This window comes from Brucella sp. NBRC 14130, assembly GCF_040371715.1.
In the GTDB taxonomy this organism is placed as follows: Bacteria; Pseudomonadota; Alphaproteobacteria; order Rhizobiales; family Rhizobiaceae; genus Brucella; species Brucella intermedia.
On record NZ_BAABTE010000002.1, the window covers coordinates 274,086 to 298,785 of the forward strand.

The window sequence follows — 24,700 nt, forward strand, 5'->3', positions numbered from 1 at the left end:
AATGATGCAAAAGACCAGGCTGATTGTCGTAATCGGGTATGACGGGGTGCAGGCCATGGACGTGGTCGGGCCTATGGAAGTTTTCGCGGCGGCGAACCTCTACCTCTCACAACCCACACCGCAGTATGTTGTTACATTGGCTTCTTCGGCCGGTGGCTGCGTGAAATGCAATTCAGCCGGCGGATTGCAATTGGGAAATGCCGTGGCGTTGCACAAGCTGCCGAATGAGATCGATACGATCATCGTGGCCGGCGGCAGCGAAGAAGCATTGCGCAGCGTTATCTTCGGCACGACATTGGTCGAATGGCTGAAGTCACGCAGTAGCACAACGCGTCGACTTGTCAGTGTTTGCACCGGCGCGTTCGTGCTCGCTGCTGGTGGGTTCCTGGACGGGAAGCGTGCGACCACGCACTGGAATTCCGTCGGCCTCCTGAAGGAGCTTCGACCGCAGGTCAATGTCGAACCTGATGCTATATTCGTCGCTGAGCCGCCGACATATACCTCGGCAGGCGTCACGACAGGTATCGATTTATGCCTGGCATTAGTTGAAGCCGATTGCGGGGCGCAAACAGCATTGTCCGTCGCTCGACAGTTGGTGCTGTTCATGCGCAGGCCGGGAGGGCAATCGCAATTCAGTCCGGTTCTGGCGACCCAGGTCGACGCCACGCCGCGCCTGCGCAGGCTATTGGACGAAATCATCGAGAATCCGACCGGAGATCTTTCCGGTCCCGCTCTAGCGGACCGCGCGGGAATGAGCGAGCGGACCTTCTCGCGCTCCTTCCACAGGGAAACCGGCACGACACCGGCACAATTCGTGGAAGCTGCACGGATTGAGCGTGCGAAGGCGCTTCTTGAGACATCGGACTGGTCTCTGCCACGCATCGCCGAGCGCTCAGGTTTCGGCAGCCTCCATTCCTTGCACCGCGCATTCCAAAAACGCTTGGGAGTTACGCCCCGCTCTTATCGTGATCGCTTTGGGGTGGGGTAGGAGATATCCGGGAGGAATCGCGTATCTCTATTCCCTGCCCGTCGTCATCTCCAGGCATCGGGGTGAAGAAGGGTGGACAGCGGCATGCGCACGACCTTCCCACCGAGGTCGTTGAGAAGCTAAAGACGTTTGGGCCTGAGAATTCTAGAAATATTTGGCGCACCCGACAGGATTCGAACCTGTGACCTCTGCCTTCGGAGGGCAGCACTCTATCCAGCTGAGCTACGGGTGCATAGCCGGAAGGCTCGAAGCCTTTGCATGCGCGTTTCTAACCGAACCGCGCATGTGCATCAATGGCTTATTTGATTAAACGACGCAAATCTTGTCGTAAATCATGCGTCACGAACGCAAGCCCGGGGCCTCCTGCCCCGTCCGCTCGACATATTCCGTATAACCGCCGCCATATTGATGAATGCCGTCCGGCGTCAGTTCCAGAACGCGGTTCGACAAGGCACCGAGAAAATGCCGGTCGTGCGATACGAACAGCATCGTACCCTCATAGGCGGCAAGCGCCTTGATGAGCATTTCCTTGGTATCGAGATCAAGGTGGTTGGTCGGCTCGTCCAGGACCAGGAAATTCGGCGGATCGAACAGCATTGCCGCCATGACCAGGCGGGCCTTTTCCCCACCTGAAAGCACGCGGCACTTCTTTTCGATATCGTCGCCGGAAAATCCAAAGCAGCCGGCGAGTGCACGAAGCGGAGCCTGCCCAGCCTTGGGAAAGCGCTCTTCCAGCCATTCCAGTATGGTCGCGTCCCCGTCGAGCACGTCCATCGCATGCTGCGCGAAATAACCAAGCTTGACGCTGGCACCGATATTGACATTGCCTTTGTCCGGCTCGGCAGCGCCCGCGACCAGTTTCAGCAGCGTCGATTTTCCCGCACCGTTGACGCCCATGATGCACCAGCGTTCGCGGCGGCGGACCATGAAGTCGAAGCCGTCATAGATCGTGCGGCTTCCATAGGTCTTGTGCACGCCCTTGAGGCTCACCACGTCCTCACCCGAACGCGGCGCCGGAGCGAAATCGAAGGCGACGGTCTGGCGACGGCGTGGCGGCTCCACGCGATCGATCTTCTCCAGTTTCTTCACGCGGCTCTGGACCTGCGATGCATGGGAAGCACGCGCCTTGAAGCGCTCGATGAACTTGATTTCCTTGGCAAGCATCGCCTGCTGACGCTCGAACTGGGCTTGCTGCTGCTTTTCGTTCAGCGCCCTCTGCCCCTCATAGAAAGCATAGTCGCCGGAATAGGTGGTCAGCGAGCCGCCGTCGATTTCAATGATCTTGGTGACAATGCGGTTCATGAATTCCCGGTCGTGCGAGGTCATCAGCAGCGCGCCGTCATAATTCTTCAGGAACGCTTCCAGCCAGATGAGGCTTTCGAGATCGAGATGGTTGCTCGGTTCGTCGAGCAGCATCACGTCCGGACGCATCAGCAGGATGCGCGCCAGCGCAACGCGCATTTTCCAGCCGCCGGAAAGCTTGCCGACATCGCCATCCATCATTTCCTGCGTGAAGCTCAGGCCCGCCAGAACCTCGCGCGCGCGGCCGTCCAGACCATAGCCGTCCAGTTCCTCATAACGCGCCTGCACTTCACCGTAGCGCTCGATGATCGCATCCATCTCGTCCATGCGGTCCGGATCGACCATAGCAGCTTCAAGCTCGCGGAGTTCCGCTGCCACCACGCTGACCGGGCCAGCACCTTCCATGACTTCCGCCACGGCAGACCGTCCGCCCATTTCACCGACATTCTGGTCGAAATAACCAACCGTCACGCCTTTTTCGACGGAAACCTGTCCTTCGTCGGGCTGTTCGTCACCCGTAATCATCCGGAACAATGTCGTCTTTCCCGCCCCGTTGGGACCGACAAGGCCGATCTTTTCGCCGCGGTTCAAAGCGGCGGACGCCTCGATATAGAGAATTCGATGGCTGTTGGACTTGCTGATATTGTCGATGCGGATCATGAAACGGAAGAACTTTGTAAGAGGATGGAACGTAAGGCGGTCGCGTTGCGGCCTCCCTATGCCATGACGGCACGGTCAAGTCACCCTGCTTCGCGATTGTGAGCGTGACAGAATGTTCAGGGAATGTTGTGCAGCCAATGCTCGGTCGAGAATTTCTCGACCACGAGCTTTTCCGCAGCCGCGTATTCCTCCGGCGTAATCGTGCTGCTGACGCCGCCATTGAGCGACACGAAGGTTTCCTTCATGCGCTTGATGACTTCCTCTCGCGGCAGGCCCGTCTGACTGCGCACCGGATCGACGCGCTTGACGGCACTTGCCGTGCCCTTGTCGCTCAGCTTCTCACGCCCGATGCGCAGCACCTTCACCATCTTCTCGGCGTCCATGTCGTAGGCCATGGTTACATGGTGAAGGACCGTTCCCTTGGAAAAGCGCTTCTGCGCCGCGCCGCCGATCTTGCCTTTGGAACTCGAAATATCGTTGAGCGGCTTGTAGAAAGCGTCGATGCCAAGCGAATTGAGCGCTTTCAGCACCCAGTCGTCCAGAAATGCATAGGAATCAGCAAAGCTCATATCACGCACGAGTTCGCCCGGCGCATAAAGCGAATAGGTGATGGTGCTGCCAGGTTCCACGAACATGGCGCCGCCGCCGGTCACGCGGCGGACGGTCTCGACGCCGAATTCGCGTGTCGCTTCCATATCGACTTCGTTGCGCAGCGACTGGAACGCGCCGATGATGATGGCCGGGCGCTCCCATTCCCAGAAGCGGAGTGTAGGCGCGCGGCGCCCCGCGGCGACTTCCTGTGCCAGGACTTCATCCAATGCGAGATGCATGGCGGGCGAAACCGCAGGCATTTCAACGATCTGCCACTCGAAATCCCGCCATGTGCGCGCAACGCCCAGTGCTCGCCTGACGGCTATCGCCACCGCTTCGGGGCTGAAACCCAGCATCATGGCATCCGGGCGGAGGCCCGCCCTCACCGCGTCTGCGATTTGCTCCGACGATGCATCGACTGAAAGGCCCTCAATGGCATTGCAGATGTCCTGCAGGGCCTCGTCCGGCTCAAGGAAGAAATCTCCCGCAACCTGCACATCGCTCAGGCGTCCGTCGCGGACATCCAGATCGACAACGACAAGTTTTCCACCGTGGACTTTATATTCGCCATGCATGCGGGCAGCCTCCGAAGAGTGAAGGTGAGTGTTTCACTCTCATTTCATGAAACCTGCGGGAAAGGAAGCTCGTTCCGAGCAAAAGAGCGGGACTATATTCCAGCTTCAGATGGCGCGGAACGTTGAACAAGCGATGTCTGGCGCGCCTCTTTCGTTTTGTGGCCGACATAAAACCCGACGGCAATCATGCCCGCCAGCACGACGATGATCGACGTGAAACGAAAAGGCAGTCGGTGCATTTCAGAACCTCATTCTTGCCGCAGCAAACCAGAGCGGAAAATGTTTGTCGACCCCACCTCATGGAATTCTTAACCACCCGGCAAAATTCCCATTGGTCACAGCACATTCATCCTCTGTTCAAGATACCGGAACTAAAGCATATTTCACCGATATCAGAGGGACACATCATGATACCTGCACTCAAGACGACCATTGCTTCAATATGCCTTGGCGGCCTGGTAACCGTCCTCGCCCCGCTTGTTGCACCGGCATCGGCAGCACAGCTGCAGCGTTGCGCAAGCGAGAACGGAATTTGCCAGCTGCCCTACCCGGCCGAAGTGGTTTACGGCACTGGCGGACGGAATACCTCGCGCTTCATCGACCGCCCGCAGGTCAACTGCTCCAACCGGGTTTTCGGCGATCCCGCGCCGGGCCAGAAGAAGAGCTGCTCCTTCGTCGTTCAGGATCGCTGGGACAGGCCAGATCGTCCGGGCCGTCCTGATCGCCGCGATCGTCCGGGCCGGTATGACCCGTATGACCGCTACGAAGATCGCGACCGTGACCGTGACTGGAGCCGTTGCGCGAAGGAAGGCGGTTTCTGTGATTTTTACGGGCGCAAGCGCGTCCGCTACGGCGCTGAGGGCCGGTTCACGGAAGGCGTCTTCCGGAATGGCGTTCGCTGCGACAACCGCGCCTTCGGCGATCCGGCACGCGGCAAGGCCAAGGCCTGCTACGTTCTCGACTAAAAACCAGCCATGAGCATCCAAAAGCCCGGAACGAACAGTCCGGGCTTTTTTAGTTAAAGCAGAATCTCGAATATACTTCTAACTTGTTGTTTTCTTGTATTCTTCTGCAAATTCATGGACTGAAACACAAAAGGGCGGCGACCGCTCAGGTCGCCGCCCCTGTCGCTAGAAACATGGACTGGAGGTCATCATAGTTCTACGACAATGCTTGTGCCGTTGGCGGCACTATCAGCCAGTCTGTCAGAACGAGCGCTGGAAACGGATCTTGCCCTGCCAGGCGTCCTTGCCGTCCATGCTGGTGTTCTTGTCCTGCCACTTGGTGTAGGAAACTTCAGGTGTAATGGTGAAGCCCGGAACCAGCTGGTAGGCGACGTTGGCGGTTGCGGCGAAGGTTTCGCTGTCGTCGTAAGCGGCCTGCACGTTGAAGGTCGCCTTGCTGGTCGCCTTGAACGCTGCACCGCCCCAGACTGCCCAGTCACCGCCCCACGTGCCGTAGAACGAGTCGACGATACGCACGCGATAACCACCCGACGTGCCGTAATGATCGTCGTTGGACTTATAGGCGCCCTGCAGCCAGACCGAGAACTGATCGGTGATGTTGACATCGCCGCGGACCTTTCCGGCCCATTCCTCATTGCGGGCGTCATAGGCTACGACGCCTGCGATCTTGCCCCAGCTCTGCTCGTATTTGAGACCGCCAACCACATGGGGCATGTAGTCCTTGATGGTGACGTCCACGTTGGAGTCGGAATTGCCGCCTTCTTCGAGCGAGACGATGGCCGAGAAGCCGTTTCCGCCCTTGAAGGTATAGCTGATGAGGTTGGTGCGATAACCGCCGGCGAGGATCACGTCGTCGCTGATGACGTTGCCGAGATAGCCGGTGAAGGTAACGAATGCCGATTCATCCAGACCGACACGCAGGCCGCCAAGCTGGATATAGGCATAACGCAGCGAGGTGCTGGTGGAGCCGCCATTGTAGTTGTCGGCCTTGCCGTTTCCGTCGCCGTTCCAGTCATAGCGCAGTTCGCTATAGGTCTTGAGCGTGCCGAGTTCCGTTTCCGAAGCGGTGGAGAAACGCAGGCTGACGCGGGCCAGCTTGTTCCAGGTGTCGCGCTCCAGCTGTGCCGGGGTGCGAGCATAGTTGTTGTCGCCGCCGCTTGCATCATAGCGAACATAGCCATGAATGCGCAGGCAGGTTTCCGTTCCCGGAATGTAGAAATAGCCAGCGCCATATGCATCGCATACGCGAACATATTCGACTGCTTCGGGTTCAGGCGCCACGATTGCATCGGCTGCCTGCGCGCCGGAAATCGCTACGAGCGATGCAGCCGAACCAAGAAGAATTTTTCTGATAGTCATAAAATGCGTCTCCAGTGGAAGAGTTAGACGCCACCGCTATATTTATTCACCAGAATTTGATCAATGTTTATTCGATGTAAGTTTTGTGAATTATTCATATGCGATATAAAAACTACTTCATATAGCATTATATGTACTTCACCTATTCAGAAATAGACAAAATAATTCTCTTCATCGCCGCAACATGCAACGAATCCACCATTCCAGCGATTTTGTTAGTCTGCCCCTTAATGCCCGTCCGATCCGCTCAACAAGCGGTCGCCCTCGCCTAACCGGCGACGGTGAAGGTTTTATAACAGCATGAAGAAATATACGTCGTAACGCCGATAATGGGCCGTTGTTGCGGCCTTCCGCGAAAACCGCGACTCGTCAATTCAACTGTCAAAAATGTTGATTCGTCATTGCGGACCTGACGAAGTGAATTTCCTCGGTCATTCTCCCCTCCGATAAAGAAAACAAACGGAACAGGGATAATGCAATGGTCTTATTCTCTATTGTCATAGGCGTTCTGACGTCTGCGGTGGTGATTGCAGCGTGCATTATGCTTTGGAGATATGAACGTTCCTGAGACCGATGAAGTTTGACGCGCTGCCGCCGCCTTTCGACAGAAAACTCACGTAAGCCCGACAGAAAATTCACACGATCTTCACAAACGCAGGGCCATGCTCCGGAAAACTGAGCAAGAATTGGTGCTGTCGTGTTTTCTGATACCGTGAACAATTATTGGCGTGACACCTTTCGTGGGGAAGGCGTCGTGTTTGAAGACAAAGACTTTTCGATCGCCACCACGCCGGCGCTCGAGATTGAAGCCGATGGCGCCATTCTTGAGATGGCGGATAGAACGCTGGTCGTTCTGCGCGAGGCGCTGGCCAGGCAGTTGCTTTCGGACACCCCGTCAAGCGCACCGGAATTTCACCGCCGCCTTGATAGGGCTGGCATAAAATGCCACGGGGCAGACCACCTGTTCTATTTTCCCGCGGCGGAGCTGAAAAACATCGCCGAAATGGACGTTTCTCCCGATATACGTCTGCTTACGGAAGAAGACGCCGCGCTCTTCAATGCATTCTGCGATAAGGCCACCGAGGATGATCTCGACGCCGCGTCTGTGGAACTTGATCACTGGCTTGTCGCTGGCGCATTCGATAACGGCGAGCTTGTCAGCGCTGCAAGCATGTATCCATGGGATGACATGAAACTCGCGGATACGGGCGTGCTGACCTTGCCTCATGCAAGAGGCAAGGGATATGCATCCAGATTGTTCCGTGGGATTAGCCATTTTGCGATCAAACGGGGCTTTGAACCGCAGTATCGATGCCAACTCGACAATTTGCCGTCCGTTGCGCTCGCCAAAACCTGCGGCCTCGTAGAGTTCGGCAAATGGGATGTCATCCTGTCGCGATAGACCATCCGCGCCGGTTTGCGATAAACTCGCAATCGACAAGCCGGAATTTTCCGGCTTCTTTCGTGCGCGCTCGCGGCAAGTGCGGCGAGCCGGATCATTCGGCGTGGAAGTAAGGAAATGGTGGGCGTGACAGGGATTGAACCTGTGACCCCTCCCGTGTGAAGGGAGTGCTCTCCCGCTGAGCTACACGCCCGATGAGCAGTGCTCAATCAAGGTGGTGCGGATATACTGGCCTGCGCCTGCATAAGTCAAGCGTCTGGTGTGCCACTTCCCAAAGAGATTTTATCTTCTGCCTGTCTGTCCCGAGCGACAAACAAAAACGGCAACCATTCTGCAATGGTTGCCGTTCTGTTTTGAATGGCAAAGGATTTCAGAGCGCTGCCAGACGCGAACCCGCCGTCTTGTCGAATGCCTTCTGCAAGCCGGAATCACGGTCATAGACATCGCCATAATAGCGAATCTGGCCGCTCGCATCCGGCCATGCCGTGAAGTAGGAGATATAGACAGGAACCGGTTCCTTCACCTTGATGCCGCGTTCGTTCTTGCCGAAATACTTGTCCAGATCCTGCACGGTTGTTCCCATGACGGCAGCGGCCATGTCGCGCGGGCGTTCCAGACGGATGCAGCCGTGGCTGAGCGCCCGCATGTCGCGACTGAAATAGGACTTGGCCGGAGTGTCGTGCATGTAGATGTCATGCGAATTGGGAAACAGAATCTTGAGTTCGCCCAGCGCATTGTCGAGGCTCGGCTTCTGACGAATGCCGACATGGGCCTTGCCTGCGGCAACCGCGCTCCAGTTGACGGCGCTGGCCGAAACCTTCTTGCCGTCCGCATAAACCTCATAGCCGTTGCGGTCGAGATAGCTCGTGTCCCGCATGACCTTCGGCAGCATCTCGTTCAGGATGATGGAGCGCGGCACGCCCCATGACGGGTTGAAAACGACCGTCTGCACCTTGTTGTAGAAGAAATAGGTCTGGTGGCTCGGAGAGCCGATGACCACATTCATGGCCAGCTTTTCTTTTCCATCCTCGAAATATTCCGCACGGTAAGCCGGCTGATTGACCATCACGTAGCGCGTGCCGAAATCATGCGGGAGCCAGCGCAGGCGTTCCATGGAATAAAGGATACGGTCGCGCTTGACGGAGGACTGCTCGCCCTGAAGGGCAGAAAGCGTATTGCGGCCAATGACGCCGTCCGGCGTGCTGCCGGAAAGCTTCTGGTAGTCCTTGATGGCCGCAACCAGTTCCGGATCGTAAACGTCGCCGTTTGCATGGGCGTCCAGCACCTGCCTGTGCTCTGCCAGATAGCTGGCGGGCGCATGTCTCGAAATGAGGGCGACCACCTTGCCAAGCTGCGGGTTGGCATCGCCGGGCTTGATGACGCCATTCAGCGAGATACGGATCGGTTCAGCAGAGGGCGGCTCGGTATTCGCCAGTTCGCGCTTCAAGGCCGCATATTGCTCGTTGTCCGGCTGGAAGCCATGGAGATAGGCAGCCGGATCGCTTTCCGACGCCAGTTTTTCGAGAACGGTTTTCGGATCGACGCGATCGCGCGGCAGGTCGTGGAAACCGCTGAGGCGGTCGGCGATCACCCGCCCCTCGCCTGCATCGATGGCATAGCGCAGAGCGCGTGCCGACATGCGGATTTCAAATTCTGCAAGTTTCTGCTGGCGCTCGGCTTGGGCCGCAGCGTCGAAAGTATCAGCCGGAATCGTGACCGCATATTCGTCGGGATTGAGCCCGTCTTCATCGGCACGGGCAAAGAAAGCAGCGACGTCCTTGGCGCGGTCCAGCACCTTGTCATCGGCCGACCACATGAAGCTGCGCTTGTTCGAATAATAATCGACGATAGCCTGCGCTATCTTTTTTTCGGCTTTGACGTTGACGGATTTCAGATAGTCCACCGCTGCATCGAATGCACGCTGCCCAGGGGTTTCCTCGTGCATCTTCGGGCGGATCGGCGACATGCCCGATGTCAACGGATCGACCGTAGCAGGTTCAGTGGCCGCCGTGACGCCCATGTCGAGCGCGCTGAAATCGACATTGACCAGAGCATCGGGCTTGTAATCGTAAATCTGCGGGCCCTTCACCGTCACGCGCTGGGCTGGCGGAACGCTGCGCGCGGCCGTGTTCGGCGTAGACGGGCGCGGGGCCGCTACTGCTTTTGGCGTCGCAGCTTTTGGAAGCTCCGGCTGGGGCGCAATCTGTGGCGCCTGCTGCTGGCGGCGCTGCTGAAAAAGCTCCAATAACGAATTCGCGGCTTCAGCCTGCGCCGTGGGTAGAAACACCGAAGCTGCCAGAGCCAGCGCCGCTGCGCGACGGATAGTTAGTCCGCGCCCAGCGCTGCTCTTCTCATCTGTCTGCGAGTGTCTGGGAAACTGCATTTCAAACCGCCCAAATTGATGCGTTCGCTGAACAAGCGAATCCGTCCGAATCTCGCACGTAGAATTTACCAATCTCGTATAGAAACTTTTAACGCTAATGCTTCGGGAAGCAATTTCGCGTTCCACACCTATCACAATTGTTTGAGGCACCTTCTTGGGAGACCGACCCGGATTGCCCTGATGAACAAAGTGACGCAGTGGCATCCATCCCGCATCGCGCTAAAAGCCCCTCAGACTTTGGTTCCGGAGCTGTCTTCGGGGCTTCGATCAACCTATCGCGCGAGCCGGAACGGTGACCATTTCCGGCTGGCGCAGCTGGCAAGCAAGCGAGGTACCGCGATGGCAGAAGCAAGCGCCGCCGATCTTTTCCCTCTTGGCGAAGACGACACCCCTTACCGCAAGCTGACTTCGGATCATGTTTCTGTCGATACGTTCAAGGGACAGGAAATCCTGACGGTTGACCCGGAAGGGCTTCGCCTGCTTTCGGAAGCGGCTTTTGCCGATATCAACCATCTGTTGCGCCCCGGCCATCTTCAGCAGCTTGCCAGGATTCTCGAAGACCCGGAAGCGACCGACAACGACCGGTTCGTTGCCTACGACCTCCTGAAAAACGCCAACATCGCCGCTGGCGGCGTGCTGCCCATGTGTCAGGACACCGGCACGGCCATCATCATGGGCAAGAAGGGCCGCCGCGTGTGGACCGAAGGCGGCGATGCCGATGCGCTGGGCGCAGGCGTTCTCGACGCCTACAACAAGAAGAACCTGCGTTATTCGCAGCTGGCACCCCTGTCGATGTTCGAGGAAAAGAACACCAAGAACAACCTGCCCGCGCAGATCGATATCTATGAAGAAGGCGAAGACGCCTACAAGTTCCTTTTCGTCGCCAAGGGCGGCGGTTCGGCGAACAAGACGTTTCTCTATCAGGGAACGCCATCGCTCCTCACCCACGACCGCATGATCGATTTCCTCAAGGACAAGATCCTGAGCCTCGGCACAGCCGCCTGCCCGCCTTATCATCTGGCGATCGTCATCGGCGGCACTTCCGCCGAGATGAACCTGAAGACGGTCAAGCTCGCCTCGACGCGCTATCTGGACAGCCTGCCGACCAAGGGTTCGGAAACCGGGCACGCCTTCCGTGATCTCGAAATGGAAGCTGAAATCCACAAACTCACGCAGTCGCTCGGTGTCGGCGCGCAGTTCGGCGGCAAATATTTCTGCCATGACGTGCGCGTCATTCGCCTGCCTCGCCACGGCGCTTCACTGCCGATCGGCATTGGCGTTTCCTGCTCTGCGGATCGTCAGGCCAAGGGCAAGATCACCAAAGACGGCATCTTTCTGGAAAAGCTGGAAACCAATCCCGCCAAGTACATGCCGGACATTGACGAGGAAAAACTGTCGTCGCATGTGGTCAAGATCGACCTCAATCAACCGATGCAGGACATTCTCAAGGAATTGTCGAAGCACCCGGTCAAGACGCGCCTGTCACTCTCCGGACCGATCATCGTGGCGCGCGATCTGGCGCATGCCAAGATTCGCGAGCGGCTTGAAAACGGCGAAGCCATGCCGGATTATTTCAAGAACCACCCGATCTATTATGCAGGCCCGGCCAAGACGCCTGCCGGGTACGCGTCCGGCTCGTTCGGCCCGACCACGGCTGGCCGCATGGATTCCTATGTAGACCAGTTCCAGTCCTTCGGCGGTTCGATGGTGATGCTCGCCAAGGGCAACCGTTCGCGCCAGGTGCGCGAAGCCTGCGGCCAGCACGGCGGCTTCTATCTGGGTTCCATCGGTGGCCCGGCTGCCCGTCTGGCGCAGGATTGCATCAAGAAGGTCGAGGTCGTCGAATATCCGGAACTCGGCATGGAAGCGATCTGGCGCATCGAAGTGGAAGATTTCCCGGCCTTCATCGTCATCGATGACAAGGGCAACGATTTCTTCAAGGAGCTCAATCTGGGCTAGGCAGTTCAAGCAAGAGACAGAAAACAAGGGCGGCGCGAGCCGCCCTTTTCGTTTCAGGCGTTGGCTCCACCGTCGACGGTGAGCGAGGCTCCCGACACGAAGCGTCCTTCGGGGCTGGCAAGCCAGGCGACCAGACTTGCAATATCGTCGGGCGAACCGAAGCTGCCGGTAGCGATGCGTTCGCGCTGCTGTTCCGCATGGTCGCCTGCTGCCGGATTCATGTCGGTATCGGTCGAGCCGGGGTGAACGACATTGACCGTGACGCCTTTGGGGCCGAGATCGCGCGCCAGCCCTTTCGTCAGACCGATCAGCGCCGCCTTGCTTGCCGCATAAAGGCTGATGCCCGGCCAAGGCACGCTTTCGGCGAGATTGGAGCCGATGGTGATCACGCGTCCGCCAGTACCGAGATGCGGAACGGCTGCGGAAACGGCCGCAAAGACAGCGCGGAAGTTTACCGCCATTACGTCATCGAAATCGGCAAGCTTGACCTGTTCCAGCGGGGCAGCATGCCAGATGCCGGCGCTGTTGACCAATATATCCAGACGGCCGAATTCCTTGACGGTATTTTCGATGGCCGCTGCAATCTCGCTGGCATCGCGATTGTCGGCCTTCAGCGCCAGCGCCTTGCCGCCATCGGCCAATATCCCGGAGACCACTGTATCGGCCTTTTCCTTACCATTCACATAGGTGATTACGACTGCCGCCCCATCTTTCGCGAGCCGCCGCGCAATTGCGGCTCCGATGCCACGGCTTCCGCCAGTGACGAAAGCAACCTTCCCGTTCAGAGCTTCTGCTGGCATGTCATTTCCTTTCTGTATCAATTGATACATAATTGCTGACAGGCTTGCGCTGAGCGGTCAAGCGATTTATTTATTGATCGATACAGAAAGGAGGGAGCATGGCAGACAAAGGACGCCCCCGCAGCTTCGACCGCGAGACAGCGCTGCGTACTGCAATGCTCAAATTCTGGGAAAAAGGTTTTGATGGCGCGTCGCTGGCCGACCTGACAGCCGCCATGGGCATCAATGCTCCCAGCCTCTATGCAGCTTTCGGCAGCAAGGAAGGGCTCTATCTTGAAGCCCTCACCCTTTATTCCGGTGAAGTCGGGGTAGAAATATGGTCGACGCTGGATAAGACGCCGGAGGTCCGCCGGGCATTCGAGCAGTTTCTCTACGCCACTATCGACGCTTATTGCCAGGAATCGGTGCCTCGCGGATGCATGATCGCGCTGGATGCGCTGCACCGTACACAGTCAAGCGACAAGGTCTGCACCGTGCTGCGCAACTGTCGCCAGGCCAATATCGAAATTTTGAAAAAGCGGCTCGAGCGCGGCATTCGCGACGGCGACATAGCCATGTCGGTCAACTGCGAAGCGGTGGCAACCTTTTACGCAACGGTACAGAACGGCATGTCCATTCTTGCGCGCGACGGTGGAACACGAGCAGACCTTACTGCAGCGGCGCAGGGCGCCATGGCGGCATGGGACAAACTTGTTCCCGGCGAAGCACGATCAGGCGACGAGCCTTAACCCCGGAGCATCATCAAGATAATCCGCCACGATGGACGCTACTTCCGCACTTGCGATGATCCGGCGATGGCCAAGGCCGTCGGCCCAGCGCACCGTGACATGGGAACCAGCTTTGCCAACCATTTCCGCGCAAATGGCGGGAACTTCCTTGTCGTCATGCGCATGAACGACCAGCGTCGGTATCGTCATGCGGCGCAGGAGCACATCGGTATCGAAATCCGTGATCGGACGCGCCGCGATGTAGCGGACCTGCTCCTTCATGGCGTTGCGCGCATCGCGGCCAAGCCCGAGCACTTTGCCGAAACCGTCGAAAACGCCCGCCATTGAGTGCGGAGAGGCAATCGTCACCAGCTTTGCCGGGCGGTGTGACCGGTAGCAACCGACGGACCCCGCCGCCGCATTGATGATGACCGCGCCGCCAAATGAGTGACCGATCATCGCGTCGAACGGGCCGTACTGGCGCCATGCCACATCAACGGCGGCGATTGCCTGTATCATGTTGAGCGTGTGGCCCGCTGATGCACCATGTCCCGGCAGGTCGAGGGAAACGACCCGTTCGCCGCGTGCGACAAGCTCACGAATGATCGTCATCATGTCGGCAGTGCGCGATCCCCATCCGTGGACGACGAGCGAGGTGCGCCCCACCGGAACCTTCGGCTCGAACAGATAAGTCGCGATCAACCCGCGATCGATAATCAGATCGAGCCGCTTTGCCTGGCCAAGTTCCGTGTTCGCTTTTTGAAGGCGCGCCGCATAGGCCTTCGTCTTCGGCTTGCGGCTTGGCGTCCGACAGAAAATCCTGAATGCCGCGCGGCCCGCCTTCTCGGCATCAATGCGTCCGAGCACACCCAGGCCGAATCGCGTAACCTGCAAAGAGAACGATGTCATGACAGGGCCTCAATTATGTTCAATCCTGAACAAATAATTGTACAAGAATGAACAAAATGCAAGACGAGACTCAAAAACTGCCGTGGGATAATCCCCGCTTCAAGAACTGGATTGCCGTCGCGCGCGCCGGCAAGGCGGTAGAACGCGCCCTCGCCCAAGGGCTATCGACCTTCGATCTGAAGATCGCGGACCTCGATGTACTGATGAATATCTATCGCCATCCCGGCGAATCCCAGCACGATCTTGCGCGCCGCATTCTTGTCGGGCGCTCAAACATCACCATGCTGCTGCCAAAGCTGGAAAAGCGTCGCTTGCTGGTGCGCGAAGGCGACCCGACGGACAAGCGTGTGATGCGCCTGACCCTGACTGCCAAGGGCGAAAAGCTGCTGGGACACGCGCTGACGGTCTATACGGAACTGATCGACCGCGTCATGGCGCAGTCGACAGCCGCGCAATGCAACGCGATGGGCGACGTGATGCGCCGCATCTGCGAAATGCTGGAGAAGGAATAGGTCAGCGGTCCCGCTTGAGCCCCTTCCCGGCAAGCTCATCGAGATAGGTTTGCCACAGCGTCTCCTTCTCGGTGCCGAGCTTGTGGAGATAGGTCCACGAAAACAGGCCGGTGTCGTGCATGTCGTCGAAAGTTATTCGAACGGCGTAATTGCCGACCGGCTCGACCTTCATGATTTCGACATTGCGCTTGCCGCCAACCGTCACGCGCTGTTCCGGCGAATGGCCCTGCACTTCCGCCGAAGGCGAGAGCACACGCAGCAATTCGGCGGCCAGCTCGAATTTCTGGCCATCGTCGAATGCCACCGTCAGCAGCCTGCGGTCGTGCGAAACGCGCAATTCGGTCGGCCAGACTTCGCTCATAACCATTCTCCAGCTTGGATATTCGCCAGCTTTGATAGGCCCCGCGTTAAAATATCGCAATAGGCGCGATCATTATTGAAAGAGCTTCGTGCGCGCGAAACTGGACAATGAAGTCCGTAGGTCCTATCTCTAGAGAAACGATGCGGACATTCTTGCGCAACAAGCGGAAACAACGGCTTATGATGCACACAAACCAAGCCCAGCCACTTGTTTCCCCGACTGGACCCATGATCGATCCTTTCGGGCGCGCCGTCACCTATCTTCGCGTTTCGGTTACAGATCGCTGCGATTTCCGGTGCACCTATTGCATGGCGGAACATATGACGTTCCTGCCCAAGAAGGATTTGCTGACGCTCGAGGAACTGGACCGGCTTTGCACCGCCTTCATCGACAAGGGAGTGCGGAAACTGCGCCTGACCGGCGGCGAGCCATTGGTGCGCAAGAACATCATGCACCTGATCCGGCAGCTTTCGCGCCATTTGAAATCAGGTGCGCTGGATGAACTGACCCTCACCACGAACGGATCGCAGCTTTCACGCTTTGCCGACGAACTGGCGGAGTGCGGGATACGCCGTATCAATGTCTCGCTGGATACGCTCGACCCTGAAAAATTCCATCAGATCACCCGTTGGGGCGATCTGCCCCGCGTTCTTGAGGGGATTGAGGCTGCACAGCGTGCGGGTATCCGCGTCAAGATCAATGCGGTCGCACTGAAGGATTTCAACGAACATGAAATTCCTGAACTGATCCGCTGGGCGCATGGCCGCGGCATGGACATGACCCTTATCGAAACAATGCCGATGGGCGAGATCGAGTTCGACCGCACCGACCAATATCTGCCGCTGTCGCAGGTAAGGGAAGACCTGTCGCGTCAGTTCACGCTATCGGACATCCCGTACCGCACGGGCGGCCCTGCCCGCTACGTGACGATTGCCGAGACAGGCGGGCGGCTGGGTTTCATCACGCCGATGACCCATAATTTCTGCGAAAGCTGCAATCGCGTCCGGCTGACCTGCACGGGGATGCTCTATATGTGCCTCGGCCAGAACGACGATGCCGATCTGCGCAAGGCGCTGCGGGAAAGCGAAAGCGACCTGCTGCTCGGCCAGGCGATTGACGAAGCCATTTCGCGCAAGCCGAAAGGGCACGATTTCATCATCGACCGCGATCATAATCGCCCGGCGGTTGCGCGCCACATGAGCCTTACCGGCGGTTGAGCCGCCTATACTTGAAAAGCACAAATCACCTGAAATAGTTGTCGCGAGATCGACTTTAAAACGGTATGCAATCCAAGGCTCAGGCCCAAAACGGATTCTGTATCGTGCCGCAATCAGCGAATTTTCGTGCAAGTATTTTCATGCTTCTCGCCATGGGGACCTTCACCATCGGCGATACGATCACAAAATATCTCCTGACCGAGATGAACAGCGGGCAGTATATGCTGGTCCGCGGCATATTCGCGACGGCGCTGATCGGTTTGCTGGCATGGCGCCACGGCGCGTTGCGCAATCTTTCGCTGGAGAGGATGACGATCCTGCGTGTTGTGGGCGAAGTCGTCGCCACGATCACCTATATTTACTCCCTCGGTCATCTTTCGCAGGCCTTCTGTTCCGCCGTCTTTCAGGCAACGCCGCTTGTCGTGACGCTCGGGGCGGCGCTCTTCCTGAAGGAAAAAGTGGGCTGGCGTCGCTGGTGCTGTATCCTTGTCGGGTTGGTAGGCGTTCTCATCATCATCCGGCCTGGAACGGATGGCGCGGCGAGCCTGGCCGCTGTCGCCGTGCTTCTCGCCAGCGTGTGCTTTGCCGCAACACGAGATATCGCGACACGCCGCGTGCCGGCGCATGTACCGACCCTCTTTCTGTCGACATTGACCGCAGGCGCGATAACATTGACGGGCGGCGCGCTGACAGTTCCCATGGGCGGATGGCAGCCACTCGGGATGACCGCCGTCGGCGCCATGGCCATTGCCGCCGTTTTGCTTCTCGTGGGTTATCACTTCATCATTCTGGCGATGCGCGAAGGCGAAGTCTCGTTCGTTTCACCGTTCCGCTATTCGAGCCTGCTCTGGGCGATCGGCCTCAGCACTTTGATCTTCGGTGAAGCGCCTGACATATATACGATCATCGGATCTATTCTGGTGGTCGGAAGCGGCGTCTACATGGTCTATCGCGAAAACGTATTGAAGAAGCGCGAACGCAACAAGAGCACGCTCGCGACGATCCCGACGGGCGTGGAACCGTCATGATAGCAGGGGCCATCATCGCCGGGGGGCTTTCCAGCCGCATGCAGGAAGGTGGCGTTGCGGGCGACAAGTTCCTTCAGCCACTCAACGGCGAGCGCTCGATCATCGCCCACGTCATCACGCGCATCAGCCCGCAGGTCGAAACTCTCGTTGTCAATGCGAACAGCGATGATCCCCATCTGGCCAATCTCGGCGTACCGATCATAAAAGACCTGCCTTCAAAACATGGCGGCCCACTTGTCGGCATCCTGTCGGCTTTGATCCATGCGCGGGGGGCTTCCCTTTTACTGACAACGGCAGCCGATACGCCGTTCCTGCCTCACGATCTCGCCGGCCGCCTTCTTTCGCGTCGAAATGAAAGCGGAGCGCGTATCGTTCTCGCCAGTTCCCTTGACCGGGTGCATCCGATTTTCGGCCTGTGGGAAACGGGGCTGGCGCATGAACTGTCCGCCTGGCTCTCCGAAACGAACAGGGCGAGCGTGCTTGCGTTCGCTGAGTATATAGGTTTTGAGACCGTCGATTTTCCGCTTGCCTTCGCTGGCGATAGTCCGGAAACATATGATCCGTTCTTCAACATCAATCGGCCCGACGATCTTGTCGCGGCCCGAAAACTGGCTGAGTCGATGGAATGAACCAGAAGCTTTTCGGCATTACCGGCTGGAAAAACTCCGGCAAGACAACAATGACCGAACGCCTGGTGACATGCCTTACCGCCCGCGGATACCGTATCGCCACGATCAAGCATGCCCATCACAATTTCGATATCGACCATGAAGGAACTGATTCCTGGCGGCATCGAAATGCGGGAGCGGTGGAAGTCGCCATAGTCTCGTCGCAGCGCTACGCGATCATGCATGAGAGCACAGGCGAAGAAGAGCCTTCCCTGCGTGAGATTGCCGCCAAACTGGCGCCCTGCGATCTTGTCCTGGTCGAAGGCTACAAGCGCGAAACACACAAGAAAATCGAGTTGCGTCGGCAGGGGAGCCATGAGGGGCCCGCGCTTTCCCGCGACGATCCGACCATCGTCGCCATCGCCAGCGACCAGCCCCAACCCGACGAAGCAGTGCCCGTGTTCGACATCAATGATATCGAGAAAATAGCCGATTTTGTCCAACGCGAGATGGCGTTCTGAGCAACTCCCTAAATTTTATGGTCAAAATAGCGATTTCCATTATAACGAGACAAAAACATGCAGAAAATGCAGACGAATTCACTCTCAAGAGACACAATTTAATTACACGGACCATCTTGCCAATCGTCTAAAAATGGTGGGAATATCGCCGACAGACCTGATGGTGGAGATGGAAGCGCGAAAAAATATTGCGCATGATCGGCTCAACCATCTATTGGTAGGGACAAGGGGAATCCGCTGCCAAACGTGCAATTTAAAGTTACACGGTCGTGAGTGCCCCTTAAGCGGCTGAACCAGAAGAAATAATCAGGGAACCAGCCAAAACAAACGAGAGGACTGAAAATGCGCGTATTGAAGCGTATCGCCACTGCAGCATCGGTCGCAGCACTGGCAATCACAATCGGCAGCATGGCTGCTGGCGTTGCCAATGCAGAAGAACCACTCAAGCTCAAGATCGGCACCGAAGGCGCCTATCCTCCCTTCAACTTCATCAATCCGGACGGCACCCTCTCGGGCTTCGACGTCGATATCGCCAAGGCGCTCTGCGAGGAGATGAAAGCCGAGTGCGAATTCGTTACCCAGGAATGGGACGGCGCTATTCCTGCGCTTCAGGCAGGCAAATTCGACGCCTTCATCGCATCCATGTCCATCACGGACGAGCGCAAGAAGCAGGTCGACTTCTCCAATAAATATTACAACACGCCTCCCGGCATTGCGGCTCCTAAAGACACCGACATCAAGGGTGTGACCAAGGAAGACCTCGCAGGCAAGACCATCGGCGTGCAGGTTTCCACCACGCATTCCAACTACTCTGAAAAGACCTTCACCGACAGCACGATCAAGGCCTATCCGACGGCGGAAGAATATCGCCTCGATCTCGCCAATGGCCGTCTCGATGCCGTCAACGACGACAGCGTCACGCTGGCCCAGTGGCTGAAGTCCCCGGATGGGGCTTGCTGCAAGATGGTCGGTACGTTCCCGCCAGTTATCGAAATCCATGGTCCGGGCGCTGGCGTGGCCTTCAAGAAGGGCCGCCCCGAACTGGTTGAAAAGTTCAACGCAGCCATCAAGGCCATCCGCGCGAACGGCAAATACAAGGAAGTCAACGACAAGTACTTCGACTTCGATGCTTATGGCGCCGAAAACTAATCCAAATTGATAGACATGCGCCGGTTTGCGTTTTGGCAAACCGGCGCAAAACATTTGTACGGGCATGCCGCACAAGCCTCGCCGGGTTGATGCCCGCAGGCGATAAAAAGCACAGGCAGTTGCCTTCAGGAAAAAGAATAGGCGCATGGAACATTACGCCACTTTGTTGAGTTTCGGCCCGGACGGTTGGGGGGCAAGCATTGCCTGGGGCCTTCTGGTTACCGTCTCGCTGGCCCTCGCAACACTTCCCGTCGGTCTCGCACTTGGATTTCTGGTTGCCGTCGGCAAACAATCCAGCGAACCCTCGATACGGCTGGCAGCAAACATCTACACGACGATCTTTCGTGGTTTGCCTGAACTTCTGACCCTCTTTCTCGTCTATTTCGGCGCATCGCTGGGACTGCAGCGGCTCTTGAGCCTGTTCGGCGTGGAAGCCAATGTCGAAATCAATGCGTTCGGCGCGGGTATGGTCGCGCTGGGCTTCGTCTTCTCATCCTATTCGAGCGAAGTCTTCCTCTCGGCATTCCGCGCCATCCCGCGCGGGCAATATGAAGGCGGTTATGCCGTCGGCCTGTCGCACTGGCAGACCATGCGCAAGGTCATCCTGCCGCAGCTGATCCGCATCGCCCTGCCCGGTCTGGCCAATCTGTGGCTGGTGCTTCTCAAGGATACATCGCTGGTTTCCGTCATCACCCTGTCGGATATCCTGCGGCAGACCTCCATCGCGGCGCGCGTGACCAAGGAACCGTTTCTGTTCTTCGGCATAGCCTGCCTGCTCTATCTGGTTCTCGCAATCATCTCGTCCTACTTCATCGACCGCATTGCCCGCTGGGCCGATGCAGGCGCCAACCGTTCGCGAGGTGCATGATATGAGCCAGACGGCTTCCAACACGACAGTCCCGGTGATGGCCCCGCCGCCAGTGGTAAAGCAATGGACGCGGATGCGCGTCGCAGGCCACGTCATCGTCGCCTTATGGTTCCTTCTCTTCGCCGGCCTTGCGATCTATCTCTACAACGCATGGCGCGTCGATCTGTTTGAAACCTACGGGCCGCGCTACTGGTCCGGTCTTCTTATCACGCTGAAGCTGGTCGCTGTTTCTATCATCATAGGCGCCCTGCTCTCGCTGCCGATCACGGCTGCGCGCATGTCCAACAATCGATGGCTTCGCGGACTTGCCTTCGGCTACGTCTATTTCTTCCGGGGCACACCACTGCTCGCGCAGACATTCCTTATCTATTACGGTTTTGGCACCTTCCGTCCGTTTCTCGAAAGCATCGGGCTTTGGGTGTTTTTCCGCGATGCATGGAATTGCGCGATTCTGGCGTTTTCGCTCAATACGGCGGCTTATCAGGCTGAAATCCTGCGCGGCGCCATCCAGAGCGTGGCGCTCGGCCAATGGGAAGGCGCCGCGGCTCTTGGCATTTCAAAGCGTGTGACCTTCTGGAAGGTCATTCTTCCGCAGGCGCTTATCGTAGCGCTGCGCCCTTACGGCAACGAAATCATCCTCATGATTAAGGGTTCGGCCATTGTCGCCATCATCACCGTGCTCGACCTTATGGGCGAAACGCGCCGCGCCTATTCGCGGACCTTCGATTTCCAGACCTATCTCTGGGCAGCGGTCATCTATCTGGTGATCGTCGAGTGTCTGCGGCACGTTTGGGATTTTCTCGAACGACGACTGACACGTCATCTTGTTCGCTAGAGATCACTAAATAGGCATAAGGCAAAATATCGTCCCCGGAAGTCTTGCGACTTTCGGGGACGATCTGTTTAGAATGCATTTTTCGACAGTAATGCAACAGGCTGAGTCATGCTGAAAATCTGGGGTCGTATCAATTCCACAAATGTGAAGAAGGCGCTCTGGATAGCGCGGGAACTTAATCTCGACTATGAGCAGATCGATGTGGGCGGCCAGTTTGGTGGCCTGAAAGACCCCACATATCTTGCGCGCAATCCGAACGGGCTGATTCCGCTACTGGAAGACGGCGACACTGTGTTGTGGGAATCCAATACCATCACCCGTTACCTTGCGGCAGTCTATGGCAAGGGAACGTTCTGGATCGAGGACCCGGCCATGCGCGCGCAGGCTGAAAAGTGGATGGATTGGGCCTCCACCTCCCTCGCCTCCAATTTCAGCGATGTCATCAAGCATCTGATCCGGTTGCCGGAAGCGGAACGCGATCCGGCCATTCTGGAACGCGGTCTTCAGGGGCTGGCTCATTCGATGCAGATTGCCAATGACGGCCTCAAGGATGCCGCCTGGTTTTCGGGCGACAATTTCGGCATTGGCGACATTCCCATCGGTTGCTATGCCTATGCGTGGTTCGAGTTCCCAATTGAGCGCCCCTCTCTCCCACGGCTCGAAGACTGGTATGACCGTTTGAAACAGCGTCCGGCCTATCAGGCAGCCGTTATGACGCCTCTCACCTGATTGCTTACATCTATCCAGAGGAATGAACGAATGACGACACCCGCTAAAGTCGCCTTTCTGGGTTTGGGCGTCATGGGCTATCCCATGGCCGGACATCTCAAGAACAAGGGCGGTCACGACGTCACGGTTTATAACCGCACGACGGCCAAGGCCGAAAAATGGGCAAAAGAATTCGGCGGCAGCTTTGCTGCCACGCCGGCCGAAGCCGTTCGCGATGCGGATTTTGTTTTCGCCTGTGTCGGCAATGACGATGATCTTCGTTCCATCACCATCGGCCCGGATGGCGCATTCTCGACCATGAGGAAGGATGCGATCTTCATCGACAATACCACGGCCTCCGCGGAGGTTGCCCGCGAACTGGACGCCGAAGCGCAGAAGCGCGGCTTTCACTTCATCGATGCGCCTGTCTCCGGCGGGCAGGCAGGTGCCGAAAACGGTGTGCTGACGGTCATGGTTGGAGCGCCGGAAGCTGTTTTTGAGCGCGTCAGGCCAATAATCGATGCTTATGCGCGCATGGTCGGCCTCATGGGCCCGGTCGGCTCGGGCCAGCTTGCAAAGATGGTCAACCAGATCTGTATTGCCGGCCTTGTTCAAGGACTGGCGGAAGGCATCCATTTCGGCAAGAAGGCTGGTCTCGATATCGAAAAGCTGATCTCGGTAATCTCCAAGGGGGCAGCGGGTTCCTGGCAGATGGAGAACCGTTCCGGCACCATGAACCAGGGCAAATACGATTTCGGCTTTGCGGTCGACTGGATGCGCAAGGACCTTGGCATCTGTCTTGAGGAAGCGGACCGCAATGGCGCGCTTCTGCCGGTTACGGCTCTCGTGGACCAGTTTTACAAGGAAGTGCAGAAGATCGGAGGCAACCGCTGGGATACGTCTTCGCTGCTTGCGCGGCTTGAACGGTCCTGAGCCCAAGCGGTTTCCAACAAAAAGCCCGGCAACGCCGGGCTTTTTTCGTGTCTTAAATGTCGAGCTTAGAACTTGACCTTCGCAGTGAGTGACAGACCGCCGACAAAGTCGTTACCGAACTCGCCTTTGGAACCGGTCAGGCTCGGCTTGCCGCCGACAACGGTATCGTCGAGTTCACCGGAAGAAAGCCAGCCAGCAGCACCGGCCAGGCGAACTTCGAACTGATCGTTCGGCTTGTAGTTGGTACCCAGGCCAAACAGCCATACGTCAGTCTGCGACGTCATGCCTGTGCTGGTGCCACGATCCCAGGTTACGGTACCGGCCACCGACCATTGTTCGTTGAGCTTATGGCCAACGCCACCGCTTACCGTCCAGCCATCCTGGTAATACAGGTTCAAGCTCGTGATCGTCCTGCCCTTGGGAGCAACTCTGCTGTCAGACGCGTTGAAATCCACGTGGGAGATGGATGACCAATCGGTCCACTTGACCGAGCCGAAAGCAAGCCAGTCTGGTGCGATACCGGTCTGGAACTTGAATTCAACCGACTGAGGTGTCGCCACATCGCTTTCAACATTGATCGGCACTGCGCGTCCGCCGACAATTGCCAGGTTATCAATCGTGCCTTCAAGGTTGTACTTGACCTTGGACTGATAAACGAGCGTTGCGCGCATTGCATATTCAGGGATTTCGTAGGCCGCACCGAGACGCCAGCCCACAGCTTCATCCTCTACATCCAGAGATGCAATACGAAATGGGCCGGGGAATGGGAAATTCGTCGGGTTATTTCTTGGATCAATCCCCGGAATCATGCGGGTTTGTTCGCCCTTGAGTTCTTGGTAGCTCACACCGCCTAAAATACGGAAGTAGCTTTTTTCGCCCGCTGCAAAACGGTACGAACAGTTCACGCCGTAATCGTGCGAAGAAATCTTCTGCTCGATCGCCGTATACATGCGAACCGTATCAACGCCGACGTCGGTGTGAATACCCCAAGGCTGACGATACTGTGCCGCACAAGCAAAATCGTCGGTCAGATCAAACTTCGCAGATGCCTTTGGTACCCAATAGCCCTTGGCTTCATCGACCTCGGTTTCGTAAGCCCGCTTGGTGATTGGATTGATCCCGCCCGTCATTGCACCAATAGGCGAACCATGAATATTCTTCAGTTTACGCTGAGGAGCGACATAAGTGCCGGTCGTATCAACGACATTGCCTTTTTCGAAAAGAATATCGAAATCCTGCGAGCTGCGCTCGAAGCCGCCCGCATGGGCAGCGACCGCGCTTCCGAGGAAAGCTGCGACCATCCCTGCCATTTTCACGCGCTGTACACTCATAAATGTCCTCCCACACAGCAACGGTATTA

The 24,700-nt window shown here is 57.4% G+C and carries 24 protein-coding genes and 2 tRNA genes; 15 read left to right on the plus strand and 11 right to left on the minus strand.

The annotated features are described in order from the left end of the window. Window position 1: 1 nt before the first annotated feature. On the plus strand, window positions 2–988 hold the full coding sequence (locus tag ABWW28_RS04800; protein ID WP_021585108.1) for a GlxA family transcriptional regulator: 987 nt from the start codon (window positions 2–4) through the stop codon (window positions 986–988). Between the two features lie 155 nt (window positions 989–1,143). Here ABWW28_RS04800 and ABWW28_RS04805 read toward each other — a convergent pair. The 4 genes from ABWW28_RS04805 to ABWW28_RS04820 form a co-directional block, all read right to left on the minus strand. Continuing rightward, window positions 1,144–1,220: transfer RNA gene (locus ABWW28_RS04805), tRNA-Arg, on the minus strand. A 107-nt stretch (window positions 1,221–1,327) separates the two neighbouring features. Next, window positions 1,328–2,950: an ABC-F family ATP-binding cassette domain-containing protein gene (locus ABWW28_RS04810; RefSeq protein ID WP_006472737.1), complete on the minus strand. Its 1,623-nt coding sequence runs from the start codon at window positions 2,948–2,950 to the stop codon at window positions 1,328–1,330. A gap of 116 nt (window positions 2,951–3,066) precedes the next feature. Then, the gene (lplAB, locus tag ABWW28_RS04815) at window positions 3,067–4,116 is read right to left on the minus strand and encodes a lipoate-protein ligase LplAB (RefSeq protein ID WP_006472738.1); all 1,050 of its coding nucleotides are present in this window, start codon (window positions 4,114–4,116) and stop codon (window positions 3,067–3,069) included. A 92-nt stretch (window positions 4,117–4,208) separates the two neighbouring features. Continuing rightward, entirely contained in the window at window positions 4,209–4,355 is a 147-nt protein-coding gene (locus tag ABWW28_RS04820; protein ID WP_021585107.1) for a hypothetical protein, read from the minus strand. Window positions 4,356–4,523: 168 nt separating this feature from the next. Between ABWW28_RS04820 and ABWW28_RS04825 the strand changes: the two genes are divergently transcribed. Beyond that, window positions 4,524–5,081: a hypothetical protein gene (locus tag ABWW28_RS04825; RefSeq protein WP_006472740.1), complete on the plus strand. Its 558-nt coding sequence runs from the start codon at window positions 4,524–4,526 to the stop codon at window positions 5,079–5,081. A 240-nt stretch (window positions 5,082–5,321) separates the two neighbouring features. On the opposite strand, the gene ABWW28_RS04830 is transcribed toward ABWW28_RS04825, so the two are convergent. Further along, window positions 5,322–6,440 (minus strand): porin, encoded by a 1,119-nt coding sequence (locus ABWW28_RS04830; RefSeq protein ID WP_006466749.1) that lies wholly within the window; start codon window positions 6,438–6,440, stop codon window positions 5,322–5,324. A gap of 754 nt (window positions 6,441–7,194) precedes the next feature. Between ABWW28_RS04830 and ABWW28_RS04835 the strand changes: the two genes are divergently transcribed. Beyond that, complete coding sequence (locus ABWW28_RS04835) at window positions 7,195–7,842, plus strand: GNAT family N-acetyltransferase (RefSeq protein WP_139309254.1); 648 nt, start codon at window positions 7,195–7,197, stop codon at window positions 7,840–7,842. A gap of 118 nt (window positions 7,843–7,960) precedes the next feature. Here the strand turns inward: ABWW28_RS04835 and ABWW28_RS04840 are convergent. After that, window positions 7,961–8,035, minus strand: a tRNA-Val gene (locus ABWW28_RS04840). A gap of 177 nt (window positions 8,036–8,212) precedes the next feature. Further along, on the minus strand, window positions 8,213–10,225 hold the full coding sequence (locus ABWW28_RS04845; protein WP_006472170.1) for a L,D-transpeptidase family protein: 2,013 nt from the start codon (window positions 10,223–10,225) through the stop codon (window positions 8,213–8,215). Between the two features lie 339 nt (window positions 10,226–10,564). Here ABWW28_RS04845 and ABWW28_RS04850 point away from each other — a divergent pair, with 339 nt between their 5' ends. After that, a complete protein-coding gene (locus tag ABWW28_RS04850; protein ID WP_025091462.1) occupies window positions 10,565–12,184 on the plus strand; it encodes a fumarate hydratase in 1,620 nt (539 codons plus the stop codon). Between the two features lie 53 nt (window positions 12,185–12,237). On the opposite strand, the gene ABWW28_RS04855 is transcribed toward ABWW28_RS04850, so the two are convergent. Continuing rightward, window positions 12,238–12,984, minus strand: coding sequence for a 3-oxoacyl-ACP reductase family protein (locus ABWW28_RS04855; protein WP_006472168.1), 747 nt, complete (start codon window positions 12,982–12,984; stop codon window positions 12,238–12,240). A 98-nt stretch (window positions 12,985–13,082) separates the two neighbouring features. On the opposite strand from ABWW28_RS04855, the gene ABWW28_RS04860 reads away from it, so the two are divergent. Further along, a complete protein-coding gene (locus tag ABWW28_RS04860; protein ID WP_006472167.1) occupies window positions 13,083–13,712 on the plus strand; it encodes a TetR/AcrR family transcriptional regulator in 630 nt (209 codons plus the stop codon). On the opposite strand, the gene ABWW28_RS04865 is transcribed toward ABWW28_RS04860, so the two are convergent. After that, window positions 13,695–14,600: an alpha/beta fold hydrolase gene (locus ABWW28_RS04865; RefSeq protein WP_006472166.1), complete on the minus strand. Its 906-nt coding sequence runs from the start codon at window positions 14,598–14,600 to the stop codon at window positions 13,695–13,697. The two genes, ABWW28_RS04860 and ABWW28_RS04865, sit on opposite strands and share 18 nt — an antisense overlap. Before the next feature lie 47 nt (window positions 14,601–14,647). Between ABWW28_RS04865 and ABWW28_RS04870 the strand changes: the two genes are divergently transcribed. Next, entirely contained in the window at window positions 14,648–15,112 is a 465-nt protein-coding gene (locus tag ABWW28_RS04870; protein WP_021585103.1) for a MarR family winged helix-turn-helix transcriptional regulator, read from the plus strand. Between the two features lies 1 nt (window position 15,113). On the opposite strand, the gene ABWW28_RS04875 is transcribed toward ABWW28_RS04870, so the two are convergent. Next, window positions 15,114–15,473, minus strand: coding sequence for a gamma-butyrobetaine hydroxylase family protein (locus ABWW28_RS04875; RefSeq protein ID WP_006472164.1), 360 nt, complete (start codon window positions 15,471–15,473; stop codon window positions 15,114–15,116). 182 nt (window positions 15,474–15,655) lie between these two features. On the opposite strand from ABWW28_RS04875, the gene moaA reads away from it, so the two are divergent. From moaA to ABWW28_RS04920, 9 genes are all read left to right on the plus strand, one after another. After that, on the plus strand, window positions 15,656–16,690 hold the full coding sequence (gene moaA / locus ABWW28_RS04880) for a GTP 3',8-cyclase MoaA (RefSeq protein ID WP_006472163.1): 1,035 nt from the start codon (window positions 15,656–15,658) through the stop codon (window positions 16,688–16,690). 140 nt (window positions 16,691–16,830) lie between these two features. After that, a complete protein-coding gene (locus ABWW28_RS04885; protein WP_031345994.1) occupies window positions 16,831–17,718 on the plus strand; it encodes a DMT family transporter in 888 nt (295 codons plus the stop codon). Continuing rightward, a complete protein-coding gene (mobA, locus tag ABWW28_RS04890) occupies window positions 17,715–18,347 on the plus strand; it encodes a molybdenum cofactor guanylyltransferase (RefSeq protein ID WP_006472161.1) in 633 nt (210 codons plus the stop codon). The genes ABWW28_RS04885 and mobA overlap by 4 nt, the downstream gene beginning before the upstream one ends. Further along, window positions 18,344–18,847 carry a molybdopterin-guanine dinucleotide biosynthesis protein B gene (gene mobB, locus ABWW28_RS04895; RefSeq protein WP_006472160.1) on the plus strand — a complete coding sequence of 168 codons (504 nt, stop codon included), beginning with the start codon at window positions 18,344–18,346 and terminating at the stop codon, window positions 18,845–18,847. Before mobA ends, mobB begins: the two co-directional genes overlap by 4 nt. Window positions 18,848–19,189: 342 nt before the next feature. Then, on the plus strand, window positions 19,190–19,996 hold the full coding sequence (locus tag ABWW28_RS04900; RefSeq protein WP_006466734.1) for an ABC transporter substrate-binding protein: 807 nt from the start codon (window positions 19,190–19,192) through the stop codon (window positions 19,994–19,996). Window positions 19,997–20,141: 145 nt separating this feature from the next. Continuing rightward, the gene (locus ABWW28_RS04905; RefSeq protein ID WP_006466733.1) at window positions 20,142–20,864 is read left to right on the plus strand and encodes an ABC transporter permease; all 723 of its coding nucleotides are present in this window, start codon (window positions 20,142–20,144) and stop codon (window positions 20,862–20,864) included. Window position 20,865: 1 nt separating this feature from the next. Then, window positions 20,866–21,699, plus strand: a complete 834-nt coding sequence (locus ABWW28_RS04910; RefSeq protein ID WP_006472159.1) for an ABC transporter permease — start codon at window positions 20,866–20,868, stop codon at window positions 21,697–21,699. A 108-nt stretch (window positions 21,700–21,807) separates the two neighbouring features. After that, a complete protein-coding gene (locus ABWW28_RS04915; RefSeq protein WP_006472158.1) occupies window positions 21,808–22,428 on the plus strand; it encodes a glutathione S-transferase family protein in 621 nt (206 codons plus the stop codon). A gap of 30 nt (window positions 22,429–22,458) precedes the next feature. Next, the gene (locus tag ABWW28_RS04920) at window positions 22,459–23,340 is read left to right on the plus strand and encodes an NAD(P)-dependent oxidoreductase (RefSeq protein ID WP_006472157.1); all 882 of its coding nucleotides are present in this window, start codon (window positions 22,459–22,461) and stop codon (window positions 23,338–23,340) included. A 65-nt stretch (window positions 23,341–23,405) separates the two neighbouring features. Here the strand turns inward: ABWW28_RS04920 and ABWW28_RS04925 are convergent, their stop codons facing one another. Further along, the gene (locus tag ABWW28_RS04925) at window positions 23,406–24,671 is read right to left on the minus strand and encodes an OmpP1/FadL family transporter (RefSeq protein WP_210268902.1); all 1,266 of its coding nucleotides are present in this window, start codon (window positions 24,669–24,671) and stop codon (window positions 23,406–23,408) included. Between the last annotated feature and the right edge of the window lie 29 nt (window positions 24,672–24,700).

What these genes read in the sequence shown, in the direction of transcription:
- ABWW28_RS04925 (WP_210268902.1), bottom strand. Translation starts at nt 24,671, where the DNA reads ATGAGTGTACAGCGCGTGAAAATGGCAGGGATGGTCGCAGCTTTCCTC.
- ABWW28_RS04830 (WP_006466749.1), bottom strand. Translation starts at nt 6,440, where the DNA reads ATGACTATCAGAAAAATTCTTCTTGGTTCGGCTGCATCGCTCGTAGCG.
- ABWW28_RS04915 (WP_006472158.1), top strand. Translation starts at nt 21,808, where the DNA reads ATGCTGAAAATCTGGGGTCGTATCAATTCCACAAATGTGAAGAAGGCG.
- ABWW28_RS04800 (WP_021585108.1), top strand. Translation starts at nt 2, where the DNA reads ATGATGCAAAAGACCAGGCTGATTGTCGTAATCGGGTATGACGGGGTG.
- ABWW28_RS04860 (WP_006472167.1), top strand. Translation starts at nt 13,083, where the DNA reads ATGGCAGACAAAGGACGCCCCCGCAGCTTCGACCGCGAGACAGCGCTG.
- ABWW28_RS04920 (WP_006472157.1), top strand. Translation starts at nt 22,459, where the DNA reads ATGACGACACCCGCTAAAGTCGCCTTTCTGGGTTTGGGCGTCATGGGC.
- ABWW28_RS04865 (WP_006472166.1), bottom strand. Translation starts at nt 14,600, where the DNA reads ATGACATCGTTCTCTTTGCAGGTTACGCGATTCGGCCTGGGTGTGCTC.
- ABWW28_RS04820 (WP_021585107.1), bottom strand. Translation starts at nt 4,355, where the DNA reads ATGCACCGACTGCCTTTTCGTTTCACGTCGATCATCGTCGTGCTGGCG.
- ABWW28_RS04870 (WP_021585103.1), top strand. Translation starts at nt 14,648, where the DNA reads ATGAACAAAATGCAAGACGAGACTCAAAAACTGCCGTGGGATAATCCC.
- ABWW28_RS04885 (WP_031345994.1), top strand. Translation starts at nt 16,831, where the DNA reads ATGCTTCTCGCCATGGGGACCTTCACCATCGGCGATACGATCACAAAA.
- mobB (WP_006472160.1), top strand. Translation starts at nt 18,344, where the DNA reads ATGAACCAGAAGCTTTTCGGCATTACCGGCTGGAAAAACTCCGGCAAG.
- mobA (WP_006472161.1), top strand. Translation starts at nt 17,715, where the DNA reads ATGATAGCAGGGGCCATCATCGCCGGGGGGCTTTCCAGCCGCATGCAG.
- moaA (WP_006472163.1), top strand. Translation starts at nt 15,656, where the DNA reads ATGCACACAAACCAAGCCCAGCCACTTGTTTCCCCGACTGGACCCATG.
- lplAB (WP_006472738.1), bottom strand. Translation starts at nt 4,116, where the DNA reads ATGCATGGCGAATATAAAGTCCACGGTGGAAAACTTGTCGTTGTCGAT.
- ABWW28_RS04900 (WP_006466734.1), top strand. Translation starts at nt 19,190, where the DNA reads ATGCGCGTATTGAAGCGTATCGCCACTGCAGCATCGGTCGCAGCACTG.
- ABWW28_RS04875 (WP_006472164.1), bottom strand. Translation starts at nt 15,473, where the DNA reads ATGAGCGAAGTCTGGCCGACCGAATTGCGCGTTTCGCACGACCGCAGG.
- ABWW28_RS04850 (WP_025091462.1), top strand. Translation starts at nt 10,565, where the DNA reads ATGGCAGAAGCAAGCGCCGCCGATCTTTTCCCTCTTGGCGAAGACGAC.
- ABWW28_RS04905 (WP_006466733.1), top strand. Translation starts at nt 20,142, where the DNA reads ATGGAACATTACGCCACTTTGTTGAGTTTCGGCCCGGACGGTTGGGGG.
- ABWW28_RS04825 (WP_006472740.1), top strand. Translation starts at nt 4,524, where the DNA reads ATGATACCTGCACTCAAGACGACCATTGCTTCAATATGCCTTGGCGGC.
- ABWW28_RS04810 (WP_006472737.1), bottom strand. Translation starts at nt 2,950, where the DNA reads ATGATCCGCATCGACAATATCAGCAAGTCCAACAGCCATCGAATTCTC.
- ABWW28_RS04855 (WP_006472168.1), bottom strand. Translation starts at nt 12,984, where the DNA reads ATGCCAGCAGAAGCTCTGAACGGGAAGGTTGCTTTCGTCACTGGCGGA.
- ABWW28_RS04845 (WP_006472170.1), bottom strand. Translation starts at nt 10,225, where the DNA reads ATGCAGTTTCCCAGACACTCGCAGACAGATGAGAAGAGCAGCGCTGGG.
- ABWW28_RS04910 (WP_006472159.1), top strand. Translation starts at nt 20,866, where the DNA reads ATGAGCCAGACGGCTTCCAACACGACAGTCCCGGTGATGGCCCCGCCG.